This window comes from Nocardioides oceani (genome assembly GCF_030412965.1).
GTDB classification, from domain to species: Bacteria; Actinomycetota; Actinomycetes; order Propionibacteriales; family Nocardioidaceae; genus Nocardioides; species Nocardioides oceani.
This window is the reverse complement of sequence record NZ_JAUHJQ010000001.1, coordinates 968814-991650: the sequence shown is the minus strand read 5'-3', so window position 1 is coordinate 991650 and position 22837 is coordinate 968814. Positions and strand designations below refer to the sequence as shown.

24 protein-coding genes, 1 tRNA gene, 1 pseudogene and 1 other annotated feature are annotated in these 22837 nt (G+C 71.7%); of the genes and pseudogenes, 14 read left to right on the top strand and 12 right to left on the bottom strand.

Annotated features, from left to right (window positions below):
• Nucleotides 1-77: 77 nt before the first annotated feature.
• The 4 genes from QWY28_RS04760 to QWY28_RS04745 are packed head-to-tail and all read left to right on the top strand — an operon-like array spanning nt 78 to nt 3152.
• A complete protein-coding gene (locus QWY28_RS04760; protein WP_300951143.1) occupies nt 78-833 on the top strand; it encodes an SURF1 family protein in 756 nt (251 codons plus the stop codon).
• Nucleotides 830-1249 carry a DUF3817 domain-containing protein gene (locus QWY28_RS04755; protein WP_300951142.1) on the top strand — a complete coding sequence of 140 codons (420 nt, stop codon included), beginning with the start codon at nt 830-832 and terminating at the stop codon, nt 1247-1249. The genes QWY28_RS04760 and QWY28_RS04755 overlap by 4 nt, the downstream gene beginning before the upstream one ends.
• 24 nt (nt 1250-1273) lie before the next feature.
• A complete protein-coding gene (locus QWY28_RS04750; RefSeq protein WP_300951141.1) occupies nt 1274-2107 on the top strand; it encodes a patatin-like phospholipase family protein in 834 nt (277 codons plus the stop codon).
• Between the two features lie 25 nt (nt 2108-2132).
• A complete protein-coding gene (locus QWY28_RS04745; protein ID WP_300951140.1) occupies nt 2133-3152 on the top strand; it encodes a 1-acyl-sn-glycerol-3-phosphate acyltransferase in 1020 nt (339 codons plus the stop codon).
• Nucleotides 3153-3176: 24 nt separating this feature from the next.
• Here the strand turns inward: QWY28_RS04745 and QWY28_RS04740 are convergent, their stop codons facing one another.
• Nucleotides 3177-3923: a hypothetical protein gene (locus QWY28_RS04740; RefSeq protein ID WP_300951139.1), complete on the bottom strand. Its 747-nt coding sequence runs from the start codon at nt 3921-3923 to the stop codon at nt 3177-3179.
• A 195-nt stretch (nt 3924-4118) separates the two neighbouring features.
• On the opposite strand from QWY28_RS04740, the gene QWY28_RS04735 reads away from it, so the two are divergent.
• Entirely contained in the window at nt 4119-4625 is a 507-nt protein-coding gene (locus tag QWY28_RS04735; RefSeq protein WP_300951138.1) for a peptidylprolyl isomerase, read from the top strand.
• A 149-nt stretch (nt 4626-4774) separates the two neighbouring features.
• Nucleotides 4775-5584, top strand: a complete 810-nt coding sequence (locus tag QWY28_RS04730; RefSeq protein ID WP_300951137.1) for a rhomboid family intramembrane serine protease — start codon at nt 4775-4777, stop codon at nt 5582-5584.
• A gap of 249 nt (nt 5585-5833) precedes the next feature.
• Here the strand turns inward: QWY28_RS04730 and QWY28_RS04725 are convergent, their stop codons facing one another.
• Nucleotides 5834-6289, bottom strand: coding sequence for a cell division protein CrgA (locus tag QWY28_RS04725; RefSeq protein ID WP_300951136.1), 456 nt, complete (start codon nt 6287-6289; stop codon nt 5834-5836).
• Between the two features lie 81 nt (nt 6290-6370).
• Between QWY28_RS04725 and QWY28_RS04720 the strand changes: the two genes are divergently transcribed.
• A complete protein-coding gene (locus QWY28_RS04720; protein ID WP_300951135.1) occupies nt 6371-7171 on the top strand; it encodes a DUF881 domain-containing protein in 801 nt (266 codons plus the stop codon).
• 24 nt (nt 7172-7195) lie between these two features.
• Here the strand turns inward: QWY28_RS04720 and pknB are convergent, their stop codons facing one another.
• Genes pknB through QWY28_RS04685 form a run of 7 tightly spaced genes read right to left on the bottom strand, consistent with a single transcriptional unit; the run spans nt 7196 to nt 16056 of the window.
• Nucleotides 7196-8962: a Stk1 family PASTA domain-containing Ser/Thr kinase gene (gene pknB / locus QWY28_RS04715; RefSeq protein WP_300951134.1), complete on the bottom strand. Its 1767-nt coding sequence runs from the start codon at nt 8960-8962 to the stop codon at nt 7196-7198.
• Nucleotides 8959-10590 (bottom strand): protein kinase domain-containing protein, encoded by a 1632-nt coding sequence (locus tag QWY28_RS04710; RefSeq protein ID WP_300951133.1) that lies wholly within the window; start codon nt 10588-10590, stop codon nt 8959-8961. Before QWY28_RS04710 ends, pknB begins: the two co-directional genes overlap by 4 nt.
• Complete coding sequence (locus QWY28_RS04705) at nt 10587-12059, bottom strand: peptidoglycan D,D-transpeptidase FtsI family protein (protein ID WP_300951132.1); 1473 nt, start codon at nt 12057-12059, stop codon at nt 10587-10589. The genes QWY28_RS04710 and QWY28_RS04705 overlap by 4 nt, the downstream gene beginning before the upstream one ends.
• On the bottom strand, nt 12056-13471 hold the full coding sequence (locus tag QWY28_RS04700) for an FtsW/RodA/SpoVE family cell cycle protein (RefSeq protein ID WP_300951131.1): 1416 nt from the start codon (nt 13469-13471) through the stop codon (nt 12056-12058). The genes QWY28_RS04705 and QWY28_RS04700 overlap by 4 nt, the downstream gene beginning before the upstream one ends.
• Nucleotides 13471-14835, bottom strand: a complete 1365-nt coding sequence (locus QWY28_RS04695; RefSeq protein WP_300951130.1) for a PP2C family protein-serine/threonine phosphatase — start codon at nt 14833-14835, stop codon at nt 13471-13473. The genes QWY28_RS04700 and QWY28_RS04695 overlap by 1 nt, the downstream gene beginning before the upstream one ends.
• Nucleotides 14832-15335, bottom strand: coding sequence for an FHA domain-containing protein FhaB/FipA (locus QWY28_RS04690; protein WP_300951129.1), 504 nt, complete (start codon nt 15333-15335; stop codon nt 14832-14834). The genes QWY28_RS04695 and QWY28_RS04690 overlap by 4 nt, the downstream gene beginning before the upstream one ends.
• Nucleotides 15328-16056: an FHA domain-containing protein gene (locus QWY28_RS04685; protein ID WP_300951128.1), complete on the bottom strand. Its 729-nt coding sequence runs from the start codon at nt 16054-16056 to the stop codon at nt 15328-15330. The genes QWY28_RS04690 and QWY28_RS04685 overlap by 8 nt, the downstream gene beginning before the upstream one ends.
• A gap of 197 nt (nt 16057-16253) precedes the next feature.
• Between QWY28_RS04685 and QWY28_RS04680 the strand changes: the two genes are divergently transcribed.
• Together QWY28_RS04680 and QWY28_RS04675 are read left to right on the top strand one after the other, a co-directional pair.
• A tRNA-Leu gene (locus QWY28_RS04680) sits at nt 16254-16337 on the top strand.
• Nucleotides 16338-16445: 108 nt separating this feature from the next.
• Nucleotides 16446-17804: a tyrosine-type recombinase/integrase gene (locus QWY28_RS04675; RefSeq protein WP_179516866.1), complete on the top strand. Its 1359-nt coding sequence runs from the start codon at nt 16446-16448 to the stop codon at nt 17802-17804.
• Between the two features lie 84 nt (nt 17805-17888).
• On the opposite strand, the gene QWY28_RS24420 is transcribed toward QWY28_RS04675, so the two are convergent.
• Together QWY28_RS24420 and QWY28_RS04670 are read right to left on the bottom strand one after the other, a co-directional pair.
• The gene (locus QWY28_RS24420; RefSeq protein ID WP_179516867.1) at nt 17889-18146 is read right to left on the bottom strand and encodes a helix-turn-helix domain-containing protein; all 258 of its coding nucleotides are present in this window, start codon (nt 18144-18146) and stop codon (nt 17889-17891) included.
• Entirely contained in the window at nt 18143-18391 is a 249-nt protein-coding gene (locus QWY28_RS04670; RefSeq protein WP_179516868.1) for a hypothetical protein, read from the bottom strand. The genes QWY28_RS24420 and QWY28_RS04670 overlap by 4 nt, the downstream gene beginning before the upstream one ends.
• 202 nt (nt 18392-18593) lie before the next feature.
• Between QWY28_RS04670 and QWY28_RS24415 the strand changes: the two genes are divergently transcribed.
• From QWY28_RS24415 to QWY28_RS24715, 5 genes and pseudogenes are all read left to right on the top strand, one after another.
• Nucleotides 18594-19046 (top strand): helix-turn-helix transcriptional regulator, encoded by a 453-nt coding sequence (locus QWY28_RS24415; RefSeq protein WP_179516869.1) that lies wholly within the window; start codon nt 18594-18596, stop codon nt 19044-19046.
• A gap of 303 nt (nt 19047-19349) precedes the next feature.
• Nucleotides 19350-20036 carry an SAF domain-containing protein gene (locus QWY28_RS04665; protein WP_242530422.1) on the top strand — a complete coding sequence of 229 codons (687 nt, stop codon included), beginning with the start codon at nt 19350-19352 and terminating at the stop codon, nt 20034-20036.
• 3 nt (nt 20037-20039) lie between these two features.
• The gene (locus QWY28_RS04660) at nt 20040-20678 is read left to right on the top strand and encodes a hypothetical protein (protein WP_300951127.1); all 639 of its coding nucleotides are present in this window, start codon (nt 20040-20042) and stop codon (nt 20676-20678) included.
• Nucleotides 20679-20706: 28 nt separating this feature from the next.
• A complete protein-coding gene (locus QWY28_RS04655; protein WP_300951126.1) occupies nt 20707-21285 on the top strand; it encodes a hypothetical protein in 579 nt (192 codons plus the stop codon).
• A gap of 98 nt (nt 21286-21383) precedes the next feature.
• A pseudogene (locus QWY28_RS24715) lies at nt 21384-21545 on the top strand (ISL3 family transposase); the annotation flags it as partial.
• A gap of 8 nt (nt 21546-21553) precedes the next feature.
• Here QWY28_RS24715 and QWY28_RS04650 read toward each other — a convergent pair.
• Nucleotides 21554-22794, bottom strand: a protein-coding gene (locus QWY28_RS04650) for an IS3 family transposase (protein WP_300951125.1) whose coding sequence is annotated in 2 segments (ribosomal slippage) — nt 21554-22512 and nt 22512-22794 — 1242 coding nt in all. Because the reading frame shifts where the segments join, the coding sequence is not laid out codon by codon here.
• Nucleotides 22385-22513, bottom strand: a sequence feature (AL1L pseudoknot). (Overlaps the previous gene by 129 nt.)
• Nucleotides 22795-22837: the final 43 nt, after the last annotated feature.

Sequence of the window (22837 nt, the reverse complement as noted above, 5' to 3'; positions counted from 1 at the left end):
CCGAGCGCCGACGGAGCGCCGGCCTCCCGGACGCCTCCGCCCCGGCTGGGACCTGGGTCATGCCGTACCCTGGAGAGGTGCCCGCCGCCTTGTCCCCGCGCTACTGGGGAGGGCACCTGCTGGCGGTGGTGCTGGTCGCGCTGGCCGGCCGGCTCGGGGTCTGGCAGCTGGAGTCGTGGCAGGCGCACCGGGAGGCCGAGGTCGCCGACTTCAGCGACGTCAGGCCCGTCCCGCTGCTCGACGTGATCGGCCCGGACGACCCGTTCCCCGCCGCGATGGTCGGTCGCCCCGTCGAGGTCGGCGGCACCTGGATCCCGGGGGGGACGGTATACGTCGAGGGTCGCGAGCACGACGGCCAGGCCGGTTACTGGGCCGTCACCCCGCTCGAGGTGGAGGGCGGCGAGGGCTCGGCGCTGTACGTCGTGCGCGGCTGGACGCCCTCCCCGGAGGAGGCGCCGGTGCCCGCCGCGGAGCCGGTGCGGCTGGCGGCGTACTTCCAGCCGACCGAGGGCAGCAACGCCACCGACCCCGACCGCACCGACGACGTGCTGCCGCAGGTGCGCACCGCCGACCTCGTCCAGCACGTCGACCAGGACCTCTTCAGCGGCTTCGGCGTGGCCCGGGAGCCGCTGGACGGCCTGGCGCCCGCCGAGATCGACCAGGTCTCCGAGGCCTCGGCGTTCACCGGCCTGAAGAACTTCCTCTACGGCATCGAGTGGTTCGTCTTCGGTGCCTTCGCCGCGTTCATCTGGTGGCGCTGGTCACGCGAGCTCGGCCGGGCACCGGCACGGGAGCCGGAGGACACCGAGCAGCCGGTACCGTCGAGGTCGTGATCGACGACGACGAGCGCACCGACCCCGGCCTCAACAGCGCCCTGACCCGCTACCGGTTCATGGCCACCGTCGTCGGCGTGCTGCTCATCGTGCTGTGCCTGGTGGGCGTGCCGCTCGCCAACTTCGACGGCAGCGGCATGTGGGGCGTCTTCGGCAGCACCCCGGACCTCTTCGCCGCCGGGTCCGGCGCGCAGGAGCTCGGCGAGGCCATCACCGAGTACCTCGGCGTCGCCCACGGCTGGCTCTACATGATCTTCCTGATCATGGCGTTCCTCCTGGCCCGCCGGGCCGCGTGGGACCTCAACTTCACCTTGGTGACCCTCATCTGCGGCACGATCCCGATCCTCAGCTTCTGGGCCGAGCACCGCGCGACCGAGCGGGTCCGGGCGCAGCTCGGCGAGCCGGTCCACGGCTGACCCGCCCCGCTCGAGGAGGCGGCGATGACCACGACGGCGTTCGTCCTCGGCGGCGGTGGCGTGCTCGGCGCCGTCGAGGTCGGGATGCTCCGGGCGCTCCTGGAGCGCGGCATCACCCCCGACCTGGTCCTCGGCACGAGCATCGGGGCGCTCAACGGCGCCCTGGTGGCCCGGGAGCCCACGCTGGCGGTCGTCGAGCGGATGACCCGGCTGTGGGACGACGCCCGGCAGGCGCCCCGCGAGGTGTACGGCGACCGGCCGCTGCGCACGGTCCGGCGCGCGGTCTCCACCGGCACCCACCTGTGGTCGGCCCGGCCGCTGGAGCAACGGCTCGCCGACGAGCTGGGCGACCTCACCTTCGAGGAGCTGCCGGTCCGGTTCCAGGTGTGCGCGGCGAGCATCGAGCGGGCCGCCGAGCACTGGTTCGACTCCGGCCGGGTGGTCGACGCGGTCGTCGCGAGCGCGGCGGTCCCCGGGCTGCTGCCGCCGGCGAAGGTGGGCGACGAGCACTTCCTCGACGGCGGCATCGTCAACTCCATCCCGCTGGCCCGGGCGGTGCGCCTCGGCGCGGACCGGGTCTTCGTGCTCCAGGTCGGCCGGATCGACCGCCCCCTGCGGGTGCCGCGCCGGCCCTGGGAGGTCGCGCGCGTCTCGTTCGAGATCGCCCGCCGGCACCGGTTCCACCGCGAGCTCGAGGAGCTGCCGCCCGGCGTCGAGGCGCACGTCCTCCCCGCGCGCGGCACCTCGGGCCGCGACGACACCTGGCGCGCCGCCACCGACTTCCGCAGCGTCCAGGAGCGGATCGACCGCACCTACGATGCCTGCGTGGAGTACCTCGACGAGAACCTCGGCCGATGAGCCGGGCGTCGCGACCGGTCGTCCGGTGACCTGGGCGCTGCGCCGGTTCGTCCTGGCGCCGGCGGTCGTGGGGCTCACCATCCTGCTCTGGGCCACGCTGCCGCTGTGGCTCGTCGGCGCCGCGCTGCTCTCGTCGGTGGTGCCCGGCCGGCTGCGGGTGGTCCGGCTCGCGTGGGTCGCGGTGCTCTACCTGACCACGGAGGCGCTGCTGCTCGTCGTGCTCCTCGGGATGTGGCTGGCCAGCGGCTGCGGGCGCCGGCTCCGCACGGCGTACTGGGAGGGCATCCACTACGACCTGGTGCAGGGCGTGATGTGGATCTTCTTCCGCGAGGCCCGGCGGGTGCTCCGGCTGACGATCGCGACCGACGGGCCGGCACCGGACGCGCACCCCGGAGTCCCGCTGGTCGTGTGCTGCCGCCACGCGGGGCCGGGGGACTCCTTCACCCTCATCCACGCGCTCATGCACTGGTACGGCCGCGAGCCGCGCGTCGTCCTCAAGGACACCCTGGCGTGGGACCCCGCCATCGACGTCCTGCTGCGGCGGATCCCCGCCCGTTTCGTGACCCCCGGGCGACCCGGCGCCGACGTCGACGAGCAGATCTCCGCGCTCGCCACCGGCCTGGACGAGAACGACGCGTTCGTGATCTTTCCCGAGGGCGGGAACTTCACCCCGCAGCGGCGCACCCGGGCCATCGAGCGGCTGCGGCGGCTCGGCCTGCACGCGATGGCCGACCGGGCCGAGCGGATGACGCACGTGCTGGCGCCCAAGCCGGGCGGGCTGCTGGCGGCGCTCGACGCGGCCCCCGAGGCGGACGTCGTGCTGGTCGCGCACACGGGCCTGGACCACCTCCAGGGCGTCGCCGACGTGTGGCGGGCGCTGCCCATGGACAAGCGGATCACCATGCGCTGGTGGCAGGTGCCGCGCGAGGAGATCCCCGCCGGGCGCGAGGAGCGGATCGACTGGCTCTACGGCTGGTGGGAGGCGATCGACGCCTGGGTGGCAGAGAACCGGCCGGAGGATCTCCCCTCCGGCCGGTCCCGGTGACACCTGGTCCTGCGGCTGCTCGGACTACTGCTGCTGGCCGTCGACGTCGGTGACCTCGGCCGGGTCGTCCGGCGTGGTGACCGGGTGCGGCACCTCGGTGGCGTCGGCGATCGCCTCGTCGGGGGAGGCCCCGCCGATGTCGTCGGCGACCTCGTCGGCCAGCGGGGTGCTGGACGTGGCGGTGCCGACCGGCGCGGCGGCCGTCGTGGTCGTGGTGCTCGTGGTCGTGCTGGCGCTCGGCGGCGGGCTCGGCACGTAGGAGGACTGCCAGTTGTCGCTGGTGCTGCCGCCCTGGAGCCGCTTGGCGACCACGCCGACGACGCCGGCGAGCCCGGCGACGAGCAGCACCTTCTTCAGGGTGCCGCCCTTCTTCTTCGGCGGCTCGCCCTTGAGCTGGGCGACCTTGCCCTCGGCGGCGGTCCGCACGGCGGCGGCCTTCTCACCGGCCGCGGCGGCACCGGCGGCGACGATCGGGACGGCCTTGGCCTTGGCGTCGGCCAGGGCGGGCCCGGCCTTCTCGCGCGCGTCGGCGATGACGGGCGCGGCCTTCTCCCGGGCCTCCGCGATGCTCGCGGCGGCCTTCACCTTGGCGTCGGCCAGGGCCGGACCGGCCTTGACCTTGGCGTCGGCGATCGCGGGGCGTGCGGTGGTCTCGACGAAGTCCTCGACCGCCTCCCTGGCCTGGGCGACGGCGGCCTCCACCTGGGGGCGCACGGTGTCGACGTAGTCCGAGGCCTGATCGAGGAGGGACTTCTTCTTGCGTAGACGCATCGCGTCACTTCCTCTCGTTCGGTCCTGCCGTTCGATCACGCACCGCACGGCCGGGCCACCCGGGAGGCCGGTTGGCGCAGCGTGCGAGGATCGACGGGTGCGGCGCATCGCCGCCGTACGCCGTGCAGTACCCACTCGCGTCGCGGTCGGAACCCGCGACGCGCCGATCCAGCCCGTCACACGTGAAGGACATCCATGGCTGACCAGCAGGCCGTACTGAAGACGAACCGGGGCGACATCGTCCTCAACCTCTTCCCGAACCACGCCCCCGAGACGGTCGCGAACTTCGTCGGCCTCGCGTCCGGCGAGAAGTCCTACGACGCCGGCAACGGCCGCAGCGGCCCGTTCTACGACGGCGTGATCTTCCACCGGGTGATCGACGGCTTCATGATCCAGGGCGGCGACCCGCTCGGCACCGGCACCGGTGGCCCGGGCTACACGTTCAAGGACGAGCCGCACCCCGAGCTGGTCTTCGACAAGCCCTACCTGCTCGCGATGGCCAACGCCGGCCCCGGGACCAACGGCTCGCAGTTCTTCATCACCGTCGGCCCCACGCCGCACCTGAACTTCAAGCACACCATCTTCGGCGAGGTCGCCGACCAGGCCTCCCGCGAGGTCGTCGACGCGATCGCGACCACGAAGACCGGCCCGGGCGACCGCCCGGTCGAGCCGGTGGTCATCGAGACCGTCGAGCTCCGCTGACGTCTCGCTGACCCTCCCTCGTCGACCCTCCGGTGACCGAGTCCCACCCGCCGACCCCCGAGGCCGGGGTGCCTGTCTGCTACCGGCACCCCGGCCGGGAGTCGCACATCCGCTGCCAGCGGTGCGGCCGTCCCATCTGCCCTGACTGCATGCGGGACGCCTCCGTCGGCTTCCAGTGCCCCGACTGCGTCGCCGAAGGCGCGCGCACCACGCGCAGCGGCCGCACGGCGTACGGCGGACGCCTGCCGGCGCGGGTGGGCAGCACCTCGATCGCGCTCATCGCGGTCAACGTCGCCGTCTGGGTGGCGATCCTGGCCACCGGCGGCGCCGCCAGCCGGCTCGTCGACCTGCTGGCGCTGCGGCCCCGGGCGCTGTGCGTCCTCGGCGACGGGGGCTACGACGTCCCGCGCGCGGTCTGCCAGGTCGGCGGGACCTGGCTGCCCGGCGTCTCCGACGGCGCGGTCTGGCAGGTCCTGACCTCGGGCTTCACCCACCAGGCCGTGCTGCACATCGCGTTCAACATGTTCGCGCTCTACGTCCTCGGCCCGCAGCTCGAGGCGGCCCTCGGCCGGTGGCGCTTCCTCGCGCTCTACTTCCTCTCGCTGCTCGCCGGCTCGGCCGTCGTGCTGTGGTTCGGCGGCGAGTACCAGGCCACCCTCGGCGCCTCGGGGGCCGTCTACGGCCTCTTCGCCGCGCTGTTCGTCCTCGCCCGCAAGGTCGGCGGCGACGTGCGCCAGCTCGGCGCGTTGATCGCGGTCAACGTGGTGCTGACCTTCGCCGTGCCGGGCATCTCCTGGCAGGGCCACCTCGGCGGGTTCGCCGGCGGCCTGCTCGTCGCGCTCGCCCTGGTCCACGCCCCCCGCGGGCCTCGGCGCACGACGGTCCAGGTGGCCGGCCTGGCGCTGGTGGCGCTCGTCGTGCTGGGCGCCATCGCCGCGCGCGCGCTCGTCCTGGCCTGACGGTCCGACCCGCGCCCGCGCCCGGTCCGCAGGACCCCGTCGCGGCGACCCCATCCCGGGTCCCGCAGCGGGGTCCCGGGCGTGCCTGCTGTCCACAGCTGTGGAGCATCCTGTGCAGAATGACATGCGTGTAGTTCTGCACAGGTTCATCCACCGGTGTGGACAAATGCCGACCGCCGGCCGGCCCGGAGGCCGACCGGCGGTCGGGATGCTGTGGCCGCCTCCAGGCGGCCCGGCGGGTGGGAGTGCTCACTCCCAGCGGGTGGCGTAGGTGAACCCCACGGCCATGAACGCGATGCCGACCACGAGGTTCAGCTGGCCGAGGTCGTTGAAGACCCACAGGTCGGTCAGGTCGTCGCTGAAGACGTAGAAGGTGCAGATCCACAGCAGGCCGATCAGGAAGCAGCCGAGCATCCCGACGACCACGCCGCGGCCACGGCCGAGCGGGGTGGAGGGGTGCGCAGCGACGATCAGGCCGAGGAACAGCAGGCCGAAGCCGATGAGGTAGTTCCAGTCGCCGAGGTCGGCCATGAACGCCGGGCTGCCCGCCTCGCCGGTGGCCGGGTCGGGGCGGACCGAGGCGTAGTAGTAGACCATCCACGCGATGCCGACCACCGCCAGGACCAGCGCGAGCACGGAGCGCACCGAGAGGATCGGGCCCCGCACGGGGGCGAGGGGGTCGCGCTCGGTCTTCTGCTTGGCCACGGGGCTCTCCTGGTGCTGGTGCTGGGTGGTTCCTGGGCTCGCCGCAGCCGGGCGCCGCGGACGCGGGCTACCTTAGTCGTCGTGACGTCCGGTTCCCACGCTCGGCCCGAGGAGCACCCGCCGCGTCGCTGGGCCGACCGGCTGCGCCGGCCCCGCGGTCGAGCAACCCTCGGCTGGCGCATCGGCACGCCCGTCATGGTCGTGCTCAGCGGCGCGCTGTTCGTCACGAGCGCCGAGAACAGCGCGGGGACCGACCTGCGACCGGGCCGCTACACCGACCTGGCCTCGCTGGTGGAGGCCGAGGCCGACCAGTACGACGCGCTGGCCGAGCGCGCCTCGGACCTCGACGCGGAGGTCGACCGGCTCGCCGGCACCGTCTCCGACGTCGGCGTGACCAAGTGGCGCCGCCAGGCCGACGAGCTCCGCGACCCGGCCGGTCTCGCGCCGCGCCGCGGCGCCGGCGTGCGCATCACGCTCTCCGACGCGCCCGCCGAGGTGGTCGACGCCCAGCCCGCGGACGCCGACATCAACGAGTTCCTCGTCCACCAGCAGGACATCCAGGCCGTCGTGAACGCGCTGTGGCGCGGCGGTGCGACGGCGGTGACCATCGCCGGCCAGCGGGTCATCACGACCACCGGCATCAAGTGCGAGGGCAACGCGGTCACGCTGCACGGGGTGCCCTACCCCCAGCCCTACGTGATCGAGGCGGTCGGCGACCCCGGTGGTCTGCAGGCCAGCATCGGCGGGGACGACTACGTGGCGGCGTACCTCGACGCCGTCGCCCGCGGCGCCGTCGGCTGGGAGCTCGACGTCGAGGACGACGTCGTCGCCCCGGCGTACGAGGGCGTCCTCACCATGTCCTACGCCGAGCCGCTCGACTGAGGCACGGACCGCACGGGCGGCACGTCAGCGACGGCCCTCGCGGGAGGGGGTGGCCGAGGGCAGCTCCGTGGGCAGGCCGGGGTCGGAGGGTGAGGGGGAGTCCGAGGGCGAGGGCTCCTCGGTGGGCTCGTAGCTGGAGACGACGATCGTGATCGTCGAGCCCTCGGGCAGGGTCTCGCCGGCGCTGGGGCTCTGCTGGATCACGGTGCCGGCCGGCTCGGTGGTGTCGGAGGAGCGGACGACCGAGACGCGGAACCGGGCATCGGTGATGATCCGCTCGGCCTCCGGCTGGCGGCGGCCCACCACGTCGGGCACCTCCTCGGGACCGTCGGAGTAGGCGATGGTGACCATCGCGCCCTCGGCGACCTCCTGCCCGGCCGCGGGCTCCTGGGCGACGACCTCGCCCGCCGGCTCGTCGGACTCCGTCTCCTCCTGGTTGGTCCGCAGCCCGGCCGAGCGCAGCTGCGCGGCCGCGTCGGCACGGGTCAGGCCGACCACCGACGGGACGGTGACCTGCGGCTCGCCGAGGGAGACCACGATGTCGACGGCGGTGCCGGGCTCGACGTACTGGTCACGGTTCGGCTGCTGCTCGGCGACCTTGCCGGCGGGGATCGCCTCGTTCTCGGCGAAGGAGACGTCGCCGACGCTGAGCCCCGCCTCGCGGATCGCGGCGCGTGCCTGGTCGTCGCCCAGCCGGATGAGGTTCGGGACCTGCACCTGCTCGGGCGGGGACTCGAAGAGCCGCGGCAGCAGCAGGGCGCCGGCGACCACGAGCGCGAGCACGAGCAGGACGAGGAAGGCCAGCAGCCCGGTACGACGACCGGGGCGGTCGTCGCCGGCGGCCGGCAGGGGGGGACGTACGGCGGTCGTGGGCGCCGCAGTGGCGACCGGCGCGGCGACCACGGTGGTCGGCGGCGGAGCGGGCGGCGCGACGGCCTGGACCGGTCGACCGGCGAGGTAGCGCTCGATGTCGCTGCGCATGGCGGCGGCGGACTGGTACCGGTCCTCGACCCGCTTGGCGAGCGACTTCATCACGATCGCGTCGACCTCGGGCGGGAGGTCCTGGTCGTGGTCCGACGGCGGCCGGGCCGGCTCGCGGACGTGCTGGTAGGCCACCGCTACGGGGCTGTCGCCGACGAACGGCGGCCGCCCGGTGAGGAGCTCGTAGAGCAGGCAGCCGGCGGAGTAGACGTCGGAGCGGGAGTCCACGGTCTCGCCGCGCGCCTGCTCGGGGGAGAGGTACTGCGCGGTGCCGACGACCGCCGCGGTCTGGGTCATCGTCGAGGAGGCGTCGCTGATCGCGCGGGCGATCCCGAAGTCCATCACCTTGACGTCGCCCGAGGGCGTGAGCATGACGTTGCCGGGCTTGATGTCGCGGTGGATGATCCCGGCGCGGTGGCTGTAGTCCAGCGCCGACAGCACGCCGCTGGTGATCTCCAGGGCCCGCTCGGGGAGGATCTTGCGGCCCTCACGGAGGATGTCGCGCAGCGTGCGCCCGGCGACGTGCTCCATGACGATGTAGGGCTGGGCGACGCCGCTGCCGTCGGTGGCGGTCTCCTCGCCGGTGTCGTAGACCGCGACGATCGCGGGGTGGTTCAGCGAGGCCGACGACTGCGCCTCGCGGCGGAACCGCGCCTGGAACGTCGCGTCGCTGGCGAGGTCGGTGCGCAGCCGCTTGACCGCGACGACCCGGCCCAGCCGGGTGTCGGTGCCCTTGCGGACCTCCGCCATCCCCCCGCGCCCGAGGAGCTCGCCGAGCTCGTAGCGCCCGCCGACCACCGGGCCGGTCACGGGGTGGCCCCGCTGGCGGGCGTCGGCGCGACCGTCGCCTGCGCCGGGGAGGCGGGGGCGGTGCTGGCCTGCGCGGGGGTGGTCGGGGCCGTGGGGGTCGGCGGCGCGGACGTGGCGGGCTCCTCGCTCGGCTCCTCGGAGAACGTCGGCTCCGGCGACGGCGCCTCGGTGGTCGGCTCCTCGGTGGGGGCCTCGGTGGTCGGCTCCTCGGTGGGGGCCTCGGTCGTGGGCTCCTCGGTGGGCTCCTCGACCGGCTCGGGTCCCCAGAACTGCACGGTCACCCGCTCGCCCTCGTCGAGGCGGCCCGAGGGGTCGACCGAGGTGACCAGGCCGGGCGTCTCGCCGCCGGGGTTGGCGACGGGCTCGGTCGTGACCTTCAGGCCGGCGCGGCTCAGGGCGCGGCGGACCTCGTCGACCGGGCGGTCGAGGTAGTCGGACTCGTCGATGGTGATCGTCCCGGCGGACGCGGTGGGGGTCTCGACGGGGTCGTCGTCGTCACCGCGGCCGGCGAGAGCGATCGCGGCGACGATCCCGGCGACGACCAGCGCCGCGACCAGCAGCCCGATGACCAGGCCGGTCCGGCGGCGGTCCTCCTCGGCGACCGCGGAGGTCCCGGTGGCGGGGGTGGCCGCGGCGGGCGGGGCGGCGACAGGCACGGGCGGGACGACGGCCGTCGCCCCCTCGGCGGCCAGGGGCGGCACCAGGGCGGTCCGGGACAGGACCTCGGTCTGCTCCTCGGCGGCGGGGCTCGGCGGGGCGAGCACCTCGGTGGAGGGGTCGCGCAGCGCCGCGGCGAACACCGACGCGTCGGCGTACCGCTCGGCGGGGTCCTTGGCCATCGCGCGGCGCACCACGGAGGCCAGGTCCGCCGGGACGGAGTCCGGCAGGTCCGGCACGGGGTCGTTGAGGTGGGCCAGCGCGGTCGCGACCGGCGAGTCGGCCTGGAAGGGCCGGCGCCCGGCGAGCATCTCGAAGGCCACGACGCCGAGGGCGTAGACGTCCGAGGCGGGCGTGGCGGGGTTGCCGCGGGCCTGCTCGGGCGAGAGGTACTGCGGCGTGCCCATCACCTGGCCGGTCTGGGTCATCCCGATGCCGTCGGCCGCCCGCGCGATGCCGAAGTCGGTGATCTTGACCGTCCGGTCCGGCGTGACGAGCAGGTTGGCCGGCTTGATGTCGCGGTGCACGATGCCGGCGGCGTGGGCGGCGCCGACCGCGTCGGCGACCTGCCCGACCAGGTGGCGGACCGCGCCGGGGTCGAGCGGCTGGCCCTCGCGCAGCAGCGCGGAGAGCGGCTGGCCGTCGACGAGCTCCATGACGAGGTAGGGCCGCGGCACGCCCGAGCCGTCGACCGGCGCGGCCTCGCCGAAGTCGTAGACGGCCGCGACGCCGGGGTGGTGCAGCGATGCGGCGTGGCGGGCCTCGGTCTCGAACCGGGAGCGGAACGTCGCGTCGTCGGCGTACTCGTCCTTGAGCAGCTTGACCGCGACCTCGCGGCCCAGGGTCGTGTCGCTCGCGCGCCACACCTCGCCCATGCCGCCGGTGGCGATCCGGGAGTCGAGCCGGTAGCGGTGCGCGTCGTCGGCGAAGCGGGGCCCGGGGGCCCCGAAGGTCACGGTCGGGTCGCTCACTGCCGGATCACCGCCTCCATCACGGCCTTCGCGATCGGGCCGCCGAGGGCGCCACCGGCGATCTCGGAGCGGGAGATCTCGGCGTTCTCGATGACCACGGCGACCGCGATGTCCTCGTCGGGGGCGAAGGAGACGAACCAGGCGTACGGCGGCCGGTCGGGGTCCCCGCTCTGCGCGGTGCCGGTCTTGCCGGCGACCTCGACGCCCTGGATGGCCGCGGGGGAGGCCGTGCCGTTCTCGACCGTGGCCACCATCAGCTCGGTCACCTCGTCGGCGGTCTGCGGCTGGACCGCCTGGGAGAGCTCGGTGGGCTCGGTCTTGTCGAGCACCTCGTAGTCGGCCGACTGGACCTCGTCGACGAGGTAGGGACGCATGACCACCCCTCCGTTGGCGATGCCGGCCACGACCATCGCCATCTGCAGCGGGGTCGCGCGCACCTCGTACTGGCCGATGCCGGTCTGGCCGAGCTGGGCGGCGTCGAGCTTGCCGGGGTAGACCGACTCCGCCTGCGGGCGGAGGTCCTCGAGGTAGTCGCTGTTGAAGCCGAACGCCTCCGCGGTCTCGAGCATCCGCTCCGCGCCGACCTCGCCCGCGAGCGCGGCGAAGGTCGTGTTGCAGGACTGCTCCATGGCCTGGGTGAAGGGGATCCGGTCTGTGCCGCAGGGCCGGCCCTCGTTGTCGATCAGGCCGGTGTCGTCGCTGGTGAGCGGGAGCTGGTAGGTCGCCCCGCCGGGGACCAGGTCGTCCGCGGTGTAGAGACCCGCGTCGATCGCCGCGGCGGCCGTGACCACCTTGAAGGTCGAGCCCGGCGGGAGCGTGGTCTGGATCGCGCGGTTGAGCAGCGGCTGCGCCGGGTCGTCGCTGAGCCGGTCCCAGGTGTCCGAGACCTCGCTGAAGTCGTGGGAGGCCAGGTTGTTGGGGTCGTACGTCGGCAGCGAGACCATCGCGAGCACCTTGCCGCTGCTCGGCTGCAGCGCGACCACCGACCCCTGGGTCCCGCGGCCGAGCGCGCTCAGCCCGGCGTACGCCGCGTCCTGCGCGGCCGGGTCGATCGTCAGCTGGACGTTGCCGCCCTCGGACTCGTCGTTGCTGACCAGGTCGACCAGCTTGGTGACGAAGAGCCGGGAGTCCTCGCCGGAGAGCACGTCGTTCTGGGTGCGCTCGATGCCGCTGGCGCCGTAGGAGTAGGCGAAGAAGCCGGTCAACGGGGCGTACTTGAACGGCTGAGGGTAGGTGCGGAGGAACTCGAACTGGTCGTCGACCGGCTCGCTGACCGCGACCGAGTCCCGCCCGACGAGGATCGCGCCGCGCTCGCGGGAGTACGCCGCGTCGATCACGCGCCGGTTGCGCGGGTCGTCGTTGAGGTCGCCGGCCGCCTGGTACTGCAGGTAGGTCGCGTTGACCATCAGCGCCAGGAAGAGCAGCAGGCAGAAGATCGAGATCGTCCGGATCGGCTTGTTCATCGTCATGACAGGCGTACCACCTGGGTGGTCTCGGCGTCCGCGGCGACGTCGGTGGCGTCGTCGCCGACCGAGGGCACCGGGCGGCGGGCGAGGTCGGAGACGCGCAGCACCAGCGCCACGATCACCCAGTTCGCCACCAGCGAGGAGCCGCCGTAGGACAGGAACGGCGTGGTCAGGCCGGTGAGCGGGATCAGCCGGGTGACGCCGCCGACGACCACGAAGACCTGCAGCGCGAAGACGGCCGCGAGGCCGGTGGCCATCAGCTTACCGAACCCGTCGCGGGAGATCAGCGCCGCACGCAGCGCGCGCTCGACGATGAGGCCGTAGAGCAGGAGCACCGCGATGACGCCGGTCAGGCCGAGCTCCTCGCCGATGGCGCCGATGATGAAGTCGGACTCGGCGTAGGGGATCCGCTCGGGGTTGCCCTCGCCGAAGCCGCGGCCCAGCAGGCCGCCCCACGCCATGCCGAACAGCGACTCGACGAGCTGGCCGCTGCCGGGGGACTGGTCGAAGTAGGCCATCGGGTCGAGCCAGATGTTGACGCGGTTCTGGATGTGGGAGAGCTGCCCGGTCGTCACCGAGACGTAGTAGAGGAGGCCGGCGCCGCCGAAGAACATCGCGCCGCCGACGACCAGCCAGCCGGGCCGCTCGGTCGCGACGTAGAGCATGACCAGGAACAGGCCGAAGAACAGCAGGCTCGAGCCCAAGTCGCGCTGGAGCACGAGGATCCCGAGGCTGATCAGCCACATGGCGAGGATCGGGCCGAGGTCGCGGCCGCGCGGGAGGTCGACGAACAGCACCCGGCGGCCGGCCAGGGCCAGCGCGTCGCGGTGCAGCACGAGGTAGCCGGCGAAGGCGACGACGAGCAGCACCTTGGCGACCTCGCCGGGCTGGAAGCTGAACGGTCCGACGCCGATCCAGATCTTCGCGCCGTTCACGGTCTTGCCCAGGCCCGGGACCATCGGCAGGAGGAGCAGCGCGATGGCCGCCAGCCCGCTGGTGTAGGTGAAGCGGGTCAGCACGCGGTGGTCGCGCAGCACGACGAGGGTGCCGACGAAGAGCAGCACGCCGAGCGTCATCCAGGTCAGCTGCTGGCGCGCCAGCGCCGAGCCGTCGGCCAGGTCGAGCCGGTGGATCACCGCCAGGCCGAGCCCGTTGAGCGCCGCGACGACCGGCAGCAGCACCGGGTCGGCGTACGGCGCCACGAAGCGGATCACCACGTGCGCAGCGACCACGAGGCCGGCCAGCCAGCCGCCGTACCCGAGCAGGTCGACGGGGACCTCGCCCTCGACGCCGAGGCCCACGGCGGCGTACGCCCCGATGCCGACCGCGAGGGCGAGCACGAGCAGGAACAGCTCGGCGCCCCGCCGGCGGCGGTGCACGAAGCCCATGATCGCGCCCTGCTGACCGGCGGCCATCAGCGCGACTCCGGTCCGGGTGCCGACCCGGCGGCCGTGCCGGACGAGGGCGCCGGGGGCCCGGACGTCGCCGACCCGGAGGAGTCGGGGGTCTGCTTGGCGGCGAGGTTGTCGACCGCGCGGCGGGCGTCGTCGAGGTCGTCGACCTCGATCCCCTCGCGGACCTTGCCGGCGTCGAAGTCCGAGAGCCGCTCCAGGGTGACGTCGGTGGTCTCGTAGGGCTCGCTCAGGGAGACGCCGGGCACGTCGGTGTTGAGGCCGCGGAAGATGACGACCGCGCCGTCCTCCTCGCCGACGAAGTACTGGTCCTGGCTCCACGCCCACGCTGCGGCGGCGGCCATCCACAGCACCCCGCCGAGCAGGAGCAGCGCGAAGAGGGGCCGCAGCCAGGCCAGGCGGCGCGGGGGCCGGGGCGCGTAGCGGGCGGCCTCGGGGTCGATCGGGTCGGAGGGGATCGCGAACGGCACGTCGTCGGGGACGTCGGCCGGGACCGGGTCGAGCTCGCCGGTGTCACCGGCGCGGCCGGCGCGGAACAGGCCGCCTGGCTTGGTGCCGCGCGTCGGCTTGCGGCGCAGCTCGGCGGCGGCGCCCACCAGCATCGGCTCGAGCTCGGCGTACGCCGGGTCGCCGGCCGCCTGCTCCTCGCTGAGGACGTCGGCGACGATGCAGGTGACGTTGTCGGAGCTGCCGGCGTCCAGGCTGGCGCGCACCAGCTCGACCGCCGCGAAGTCGGGGGTGCCGTCGCCGAGGACGGCGCCGAGCCGGGCGTCGTCGAGCACGCCGCTCGCGCCGTCGCTGCACAGCAGCAGCCGGTCGCCGGCGACCAGCTCGATGAGGAACAGGTCGGGGTCGACGTCGCCCGGGCCGCCCAGCGCCTTGAGGATCAGGTTGCGGTGCGGGTGGACGCGGGACTCCGCCTCGCTGATCCGCCCCTCGTCGATGAGGCTCTGGACGAAGGTGTGGTCCTTGGTGAGCTGGGAGAGCTCACCGTCGCGCCACAGGTAGGCCCGGCTGTCGCCGACGTGGCCCAGCCCGATGCGGTGCCCGTCGAAGAGCGCGACGGTCGCGGTGGTGCTGGTGCCGTTGAGGCCCGGGTCCTCGTCGACGAGGTCGTTGATCCGGTCGTGCGCGCGGTGGAGGGCGCCGGAGACCAGGCCCAGCAGGTCCTCGGGCTCGCCGGTGGGCTGCTCGTCGAGGCGGCGCAGCTGCGCCACGGCCGTGCTCGAGGCGATGTCGCCGCGCGCCGCGCCCCCGACGCCGTCGCACACCGTGAGCAGCCAGGGGCCGGCGTACCCGGAGTCCTGGTTGTCCTTGCGGACCCGGCCGACGTCGGAGATCGCCGACCAGTGGAGGCGCAGGCTCACTTCCGGAGCTCCAGGATGGTCTTGCCGATCCGCACCTGCGTGCCGAGCGTGACCGTGGTCGGCTGGGTGATCCGGACGCTGCCGATGTAGGTGCCGTTGGTCGAGCCGAGGTCCTCGACGAACCACTGGTCGCCCGAGGCGGCGATGCGCGCGTGCCGGGTCGAGACGTAGTCGTCGTCGAGGCGGATCGCGGCGTCGCTGCCGCGGCCGATGAGGACCGGGGCGCCGTCGAGCTCGGCCCGCTCGCCGACGTTGCTGCCCTCGGTGACGATGACGTGGGTGGGGGAGCCGCGGCGCTTGGCCGGCGGCTTGTCCTTGCCCGCTCGGCCCGCGCGGCCCGCCCGGCCCGTGCGGCGCGGCTGCGGCTCGGCGCCCCGGGCGGACTCGGGCACCCGCGCGCCGAACATGTCGGAGCGGATCACCGAGATCGCCGAGAGCACGAAGATCCAGAGGATGGCCAGGTAGGCCACCCGGATGAGGAAGAGGGTGAGCTCAGACATCCCAGGCGTCCTCCTCGACCACGCGCACCGTCATCGTCGTGTTGCCGATGCGCACCTCCGCTCCGTCGTGCAGGACCGAGCGCGCCATCTTCTGCCCGTCCACGAGCATGCCGTTGGTGGAGCCGAGGTCGCGGACCTCGACCCGCACCGTCTCGTCGCCGCCCCGGCGCTCGGTCGTCACGCCGAACTCGACGTGGCGCCGGCTCACCCCGGGGTCGTTGATCCGCACGTCGGCCTCGGTGCCGCGCCCCACGACCACGCCCGGCGGGTGCAGCGGCTGGGTGGTGCCGTTGACCTCGAGCACGGCCCGCGCGCGTCGTACCTGGGTGTGCGTGGCGTTGCCCGTCACCCGCGCCTGGGCGCGGCTGCGGATCCGGAAGCGGCCGGTCGTGAGGTCCTCGGCCTCCTCGAACTCGATCGCGACCGGGCCCGGGAAGACGTAGCCCTGGTTGTCGGCGTGGTCCTGCAGCTGCTGGGCCAGCTCGCCGGCCATCGCGGTGTCGTACGGCGCCAGCCGCTCGAGGTCGGGGCCGGAGAGCTCGACGTGGAAGTCGTTGGGGACCAGCCGGCGGTCGCGGGAGAGGATCTGCGCGTTGTTGTCGACCTCCCGCTGGAGCGCCGCCGCGATCTCCACGGGCTGCACGGCCGACCGGAACGCCTTGGCGAAGGCGCCGGAGATCATCTGCTCGAGCCGCTGCTCGAGACGGGAGAGTCCGCCCACGTCCCGCCGCCTCCTTCCACGTCGCTCTGCCTGGTGCCGCCGGGTGCTTCTCGGACTCCTGGTCCGGGCAGGGCCGACAGGCCCTGTCGGCCGCCGGGTCGCGACCGATCGTAACCATGTCGCCGGCCCGCGGCTCGCACCCTCCGTTCCCGGTTTGGCCCCACCTCACGCGCTGGGCTAACCTTGCGGCGCTTCACGCGCGAGTGGCGGAATAGGCAGACGCGCACGGTTCAGGTCCGTGTGCCCGAAAGGGCGTGGGGGTTCAACTCCCCCCTCGCGCACGTGAGTGGCCCCGGGGATGACCTGGGGCTTTACTCATTTCCGGAGTTAGCCTGAGCCCCCAAGGGCGCACGAAGGGTGCACCAGCCTCTACTCGGAGAGGTTTGGACGTGGCATACATCGAGAAGCGGCGCCGCACCGACGGCGGGATCTCGGCGCGCGTGAAGTGGCGCCTGGGAGGCACGCGGGACGGCGCGGTACAGCTCGAGGTCTTCAGCGCGGGCACCGACGCGCAGAACCTCGCCCGGGCCGAGGGCTTCAAGAAGATGGTGGACGCTGCCGGCCAGCGATGGCCAGACGGCTGGGTGAAGGGCGAGGGCTTCGTCCGACCAGCCAGCGAGGCAGATCCGCTCACTGAGCCGCCGCGTTTCGTCGACATCGGCGAGGAATACGTCCGCCAGATCGTCGACCTCTCGCCCGGCCAGCGCAAGCGCTATCTGGGCCACCTCCGCGTGCTTGAAGTAACCAGGATCCGAGGATCGCTGATCTTCACCAAGCCGGTCACGGCGATCAGCGAGGCAGACCTCAAGGACTGGTTGATCGACTGGGACCGGTCCCTCAAGACGAAGGCGAACTATCACGGCCTGATCCACGGAGTCTTCGGATACGCAGTCAAGCGCGGCTGGCTGTCGGCGAACCCTGCCGTCGGGACGGCCCCACGGATGTCCAGGGTGAAGCAGTCACGACCGGAGCTGCGGTTCCTTACGGAACGAGAACTGCAGCGTGCGGTCGAGCTGGCCGGACCCTACGCCGACCTCCTGACCGTGGCCGTGGGCACCGGCATGCGGTTCGGCGAACTCGGAGCTCTCTGGGTTTCCGATGTGGACCTCGAGCGCCGCACAGTCCGAATCAACAAGGCGTGGAAGCGCAACGGAGAGGACGATGCCACTGACGTTCCAGGGTGGCTCGCCAAGCTGTTGAAGCCCAAGCACACGATGCGCGACCACCACTTGGGCGTGCCCAAGACAACCAAGTCGCGCCGGACGATCACCATCTCGCCCGCCCTGTTCACCGTCTTGCGCAAGCGCATTGAAGGCAAGGCTGCTGATGACTTCGTGTTCGTTTCAAACGCTGGATACCCGCTGCACAACGGGGACTTCAGCACGCACGTGTGGCGAAAGCTGATGACGGCGCTCGAGGCCGAAGGCATTGCTCGATTCCGATTCCATGACCTGCGGCATACCCACGTCGCGTGGTTGGTGGCTGGCGGCGCGCCCTTGCCTCACATCCAGGCCCGGTTAGGGCATGAGTCGATCACGACGACGATCGACACCTATGGCCACCTGCTCCCAGCTGGTGACGAACTCATCTCCGGCATCATCGACACTGCATTGACCGGAGGGACGATCCGCCCCGGCCCTGGATCGTCGATGGGAAAGAAGGGCAAGGGAAAGAAGTCCGAGAAGCGCACCAAGCCGGCTCGGGATCAGGGCGTGTCGCGTTCGGTGGAGAAAGAGGCCGCGACATGAGGGCGGTTGATGCCTTCACAGTCGAGGCCTTCACCGCGCCGCGGGCGTGCTGCCGTCTTTGCCGGAAGGACACTCGCGCCCTGCTCACAGCTTTGAGCGGCGACGGTTAGAGTTCGGCGGCCGGACAACGCTCAGCGTGTGAGGTGATGCGGAGACTGGCTGCTCGCCTGCGTCGATCAACTCATCGAGGTGTTCCGGACGGAATCGGATGTGCTTGCCGATCCGCGTGCAGCGCACCCTCCGCTCCCGAACAGCATCTGCCACCCACCTCGTCGGAACGTTGAGGTAGGTAGCCGCCTCCTCAACGGTGAGCAAGGGACGCCAACTCGATGCCTCGCTCACCGTCGGCCCCCTAGTTCACCGTCTCGAAGATCAATCGCGGCGGATCGTGGGGCGACCCAACGCCGCACCTCGTCGACCGTCGTATAGAGCCGGCCGGTGCCGTTGAACCTCCAGAACCGCGGGCCGATGCCTCGTGCCTGCCAGGAGCGCACCGTCCCCTGCGGCGTGCGAGCAAGAGAACAGAACTCCTCGATGGTCAGCAGCGCGCTGCCGTTCCAGTCGGCGGGAATGTCGATGGGCTGCAAGAGACTGCTCCTCTCAGTGTCCGGACGGTCTCCTAAGTCCGGGCAGCCCCCTGCGGCGATCAAGTCCGGCCAACTTGCACGAGAACAGAGCGGCGCGAGGAGGTCGGTCCCGGGTCGGTAGCCCGGAGGGCAGCAGTCCTCAGGACGCAGTCAGATCAGAAGGCGCAAGCCCACAGCAGTTGGGCGGTAGGGTTCGTCGCTGATGGTTTCCGGTCTTGACCCCTCACAACTGCGGGCTGCTCGCGAGAAGGCGGGTCTGACTCAGCATGAGTTGGCGCGTCTGGTCGGCGCGGCCGGGGGTGAACGCGTATCCCGGTGGGAGCTGGGCACGTCAGTTCCCCGCCCAGACTTCGTGGTCAAGCTCGCGCGGGCCCTCGACATCCCGCCGCATCGGCTGATCCACCTCGACGGCGACGTCTCGGATCTCAGGGCGCTACGGCTGCAGGCAGGGCTCACCGTTCTCGAACTCGCCGGGTCCGTGAACGTGGCTGTCCCGACGTACTACGCGTGGGAGCAAGGACGCTGGACTCGGCTACCCGGACCACAGTCGCTCGAAGGACTCGCGTCCGCACTCGGGGAGCCAGTGGAGCTTGTTGTCGCAGCATTCCGTGAAGCGCAACGGCAACGCCGCCGGAGCGAAACAGCCTCGGTCTAAACGTCTTCGTCGGGTCTGACCGATATCCACAGGGAGAAAACTCGTTCCGGGAGATCGGACGATTTTGTGGTCCCATGGACTCCGGATCGTTCGGAGGCGTTGATGCTCGGTCCCATCGGGGGGATTGAGCCGCGTAACCCTCTGGTCAGGACTGGGCGATGGCATCTCGGGATCGGTCACCTGTGGATATCGAGCGGAGCGATAGAACTGCACTAGTGTTGTTCTATCGGGTTGGGCTCGCGTTGATCGCTCCGGGCCCGTCTTGACACGTAGGTGATCGAGACACGAGAGGACTCGGGACCCATGCCGCAGAACACCGCTCAACCCCTGCCAGCCGAGACACCGCGCGCCACGGGCGCGATGCCCGCGCTTGACGGCCGTCCGCGACCGCGACCCAGGCGGCGCCGCCGGCCATGGGTGTTCGCCCTGTGCGTCGCCTTGGTTGTCGCCGGCGCCTTGGGAACCGCGTTCGTCTTCACGTCGGTCAACGACACCCGGGAGGTCCTCGTCGTCAGCCAGGACGTCAAGCGCGGCGAGATCATCGAGGCCGGCGACCTCTCGGTGGTTCGGGTGAGCGTCGATCCCGCGCTGACGCCGCTTCCTGGCAGTCAGAAGGCTGAGCTTGAGGGCAACCGCGCTGCGGTAGACCTGTGGGCCGGCACCCTGCTCACTGAGCAGGCCGTCACCGACAGTCTGGTTCCGGGGGAAGGGGAGTCCCTCGTGGGCATCAGCCTCACTCCCGGCCAGATGCCCTCGGAGCCGCTCTATGGCGGCGACGTCGTCCGGATCGTCACCACCCCCGGTGATCAGGGCGAGGTCACCGACAAGGACCCGGTCACCGTCGAGGCAATCGTCGTTGGTGTTAGCCGGGTTGAGGAGACAGGGGAGACCGTCGTCGACGTCTCGGTGCCCGAGGGTGATGCTGCCGACCTGGCTGCCCGTGCCGCCACCGGACGGGTTGCTCTCGTTCTGGACGCCCGGGAGCGCTGAGGCATGGCGCTGATCGTCCTGGCATCCGGAAGCGGTTCGCCTGGTGTCTCGACCACGGCGCTCGGGCTCACCCTCAACTGGCATCGCCCGGCGCTCCTGGTCGACGCCGACCCGACCGGTTCCTCCTCGGTCTTCGCCGGCTTCTTCCATGGCACCCAGGAGCCGACCGGCGGGCTGATCAACCTTGCCCTCTCCCTGCGCGACGGAACGCTGGCCGACGCCCTACCGCGCGAGACGCTGCTGCTGGACCCCGAGGCACCGGCCGAGCGCTCGGCGTGGTTCCTGCCCGGCATCCGGGCCCACGACCAGGCGCCCAGCCTTCTACCGCTGTGGGACCCGCTCACCGAGCAGTTGCGCGCTCTGGAGCGCAACGGCCACGACGTCATCGTCGACGCCGGCCGGCTCGGCCTGGCCGGCTGGCCCCAGCCGCTGATGACGGTTGGGGAGAAGACTCGCAGATCAGGGCCTCGGCACCCTTCGGGGCGGTCTTGCGGGCGACGAACGTGGCCAGCCACTCGCGGCGCACCGCCTCCGCGCTCGCCCAGGCCTTGTTGTTGGCGATCACGCGGCGGCGCTCCTCGCGGCGGGCCTCGGCCTGCTACGAGCGACCTCCGATCGGTGGGATCGCTATTACATCCATAAGACCCGCCCCTTCGTCACGGGCGGTCGCGTGTATTACGAGGTCACCTTCTACAAGGCCGTCAACCGCGTTAGCAAGGCCGACCGGATCATCGGTTTCACGAGCATAGACATCGCAGACAACTACTCCGCGAACCTGGGTCTCCAAGCGGCCACCATTGAGGTATTCGGGCAGAGGATGCCCGTCACCCTCATCAGGAACTGGGAAGTCTCTATCCGCCCCTGCGAGCTGAACCACTTCGCGCGCATCGTCGGCCAACAGACCAGGGTGCGTACCGACTCCGCCGAGTACAAGTTCGTGATGGGTGGCCTCACCGCGGGCTCGTCGTTGCTCGACCTCATCGACGCCACGCCCGAGCGATACAACGACCTCAAGGCACGGGGAACGGCGAGTACCCGCAACCCGCAGATCTTTCCGGCCATGGACGAGGCGCGCCGCATCATTCGGGGCAAGCGGCGGGGCTACAACATTCTTCGCTACCTGCTCCTACGGATGCGGAACGAGGTCCTCAAGGCGCAGTACTATTGGGAGCCGAACTCCCGGCTGTCGAACCTGAACCTCGGGTACGGGTGCATCCCCTTTGACGGCTCTTCACAGTTGAGGGTGTAGCAGGCGTGTGAGGTAGTCGGCGCGCGTAGGTCCTGGGGCAGGCGTCGAGGTCTCCCAAGGATGGAAGTTCTCACACTGCCCATCCGGAAGACCTCGACGTGCCTGACGCTACCCCGCAGGCGGGCTTCGCTTGCCCCGACCTGACCACCTTCGCTCGTCTCGATGAGCTCGGCCTGGTCGTCACCGGCCAACGACTCAGCCCCGACCGTGCCGTGCTCGCGTGCCGAGTTGAACCGCCCCGGCATGTCCGGAGGCTGGGTTTGGTGGCTCAGCCGGTCGGCTTGAGCTCGTTCTTTGCAGCGTAGTGGAGTTCTTCGGCGGCCATCGGGGTCAGGTCGTCGAGGGACTCGTGGGGACGCTCGTGGTTGAAGAAGTCGACCCAGTTCAAGGTCTCCAGTTCGACGTGCTCGACGCCGCGCCAGGGACCCTCGGGGCGGATCAGCTCGGCCTTGTAGAGCCCAATCTGCGACTCCGCGAGCGCGTTATCGTAGGCATCACCGACCGACCCCACCGACGGGTCGACACCCTCGTCGACAAGCCGCTGGGTGAAGGCGAAACTGACGTATTGCGACCCCGCGTCCGTGTGGTGGATCAGCCCCGACAAGTGGGTGATGCCGGCCTGCTGGCGGGTCCAGATCGCGTGCTCGAGGGTGTCGAGCACCAGGTCGGTGGTCATCTGGGTGGCTGCGCGCCATCCGACGATCCGGCGGGAGAAGACGTTGAAGACGAACGCGACGTAGACGGTGCCGGACCAGGTCGCGACATAGGTGAAGTCGGCTACCCACAGCTGGTCGGGACGGCTCGCCCAGAACTGCCGGTCGACCAGATCGCCCGGCCGTGCCGCCGCGGGGTCACCGATCGTGGTGCGGACCTTCTTCAACCGCAGCGCGCCGACCCAGCCCTGCTCGCGGTAGAGCCGCTCGATCGTGCACCGAGCCACGTCGTGACCCTTCCCGCGCAGGTGCAGCCACATCTTCCTCGCCCCGAACCTCGCGAGCAGCTTCTGCCGGGCACGCTCGGACTCGATCAGCGCGACCAGCTCCGCGTCCCGCAGCACTCGTTTCGAGGGCCGCCGCGAGACCGCCTCGTAGAAGGTGGACGGGGCGACCTTGATCCCGTGCTCTGCGAGCACGCGACAGATCGGCTCGACCCCGAACTCCCCGCGGTGATCGGCGATGAAGTCGATCAGAACCTGTTGGGGCGGTCGAGCTCCGCCGCGAAGAAAGCCGAGGCCGCCTTCAAGATCTCGTCGGCCCGCCGCAGCTCGGCGACCTCCTTCTTCAGCGACTTGATCTCCGCGATCTCCTCGCTGGTCTTGCCCGGACGGACCCCGCCGTCGATCTCGGCCTGCCGGATCCACTTGCGCAACGACTCGGTCGAGGTGATGCCCAACTTCGCAGCCACCGACCTGATCGCCGCGGCCTCATGCGGATAGTCCTGCCGGGACTCCATCGCCATCCGCACCGCGCGCTCACGCAGCTCGGTCGGGTACTTCGAGGGACGTGCCATGAGAGTGATCCTTCCAACGAATCAGCTCTCCGGACTCGCCGGG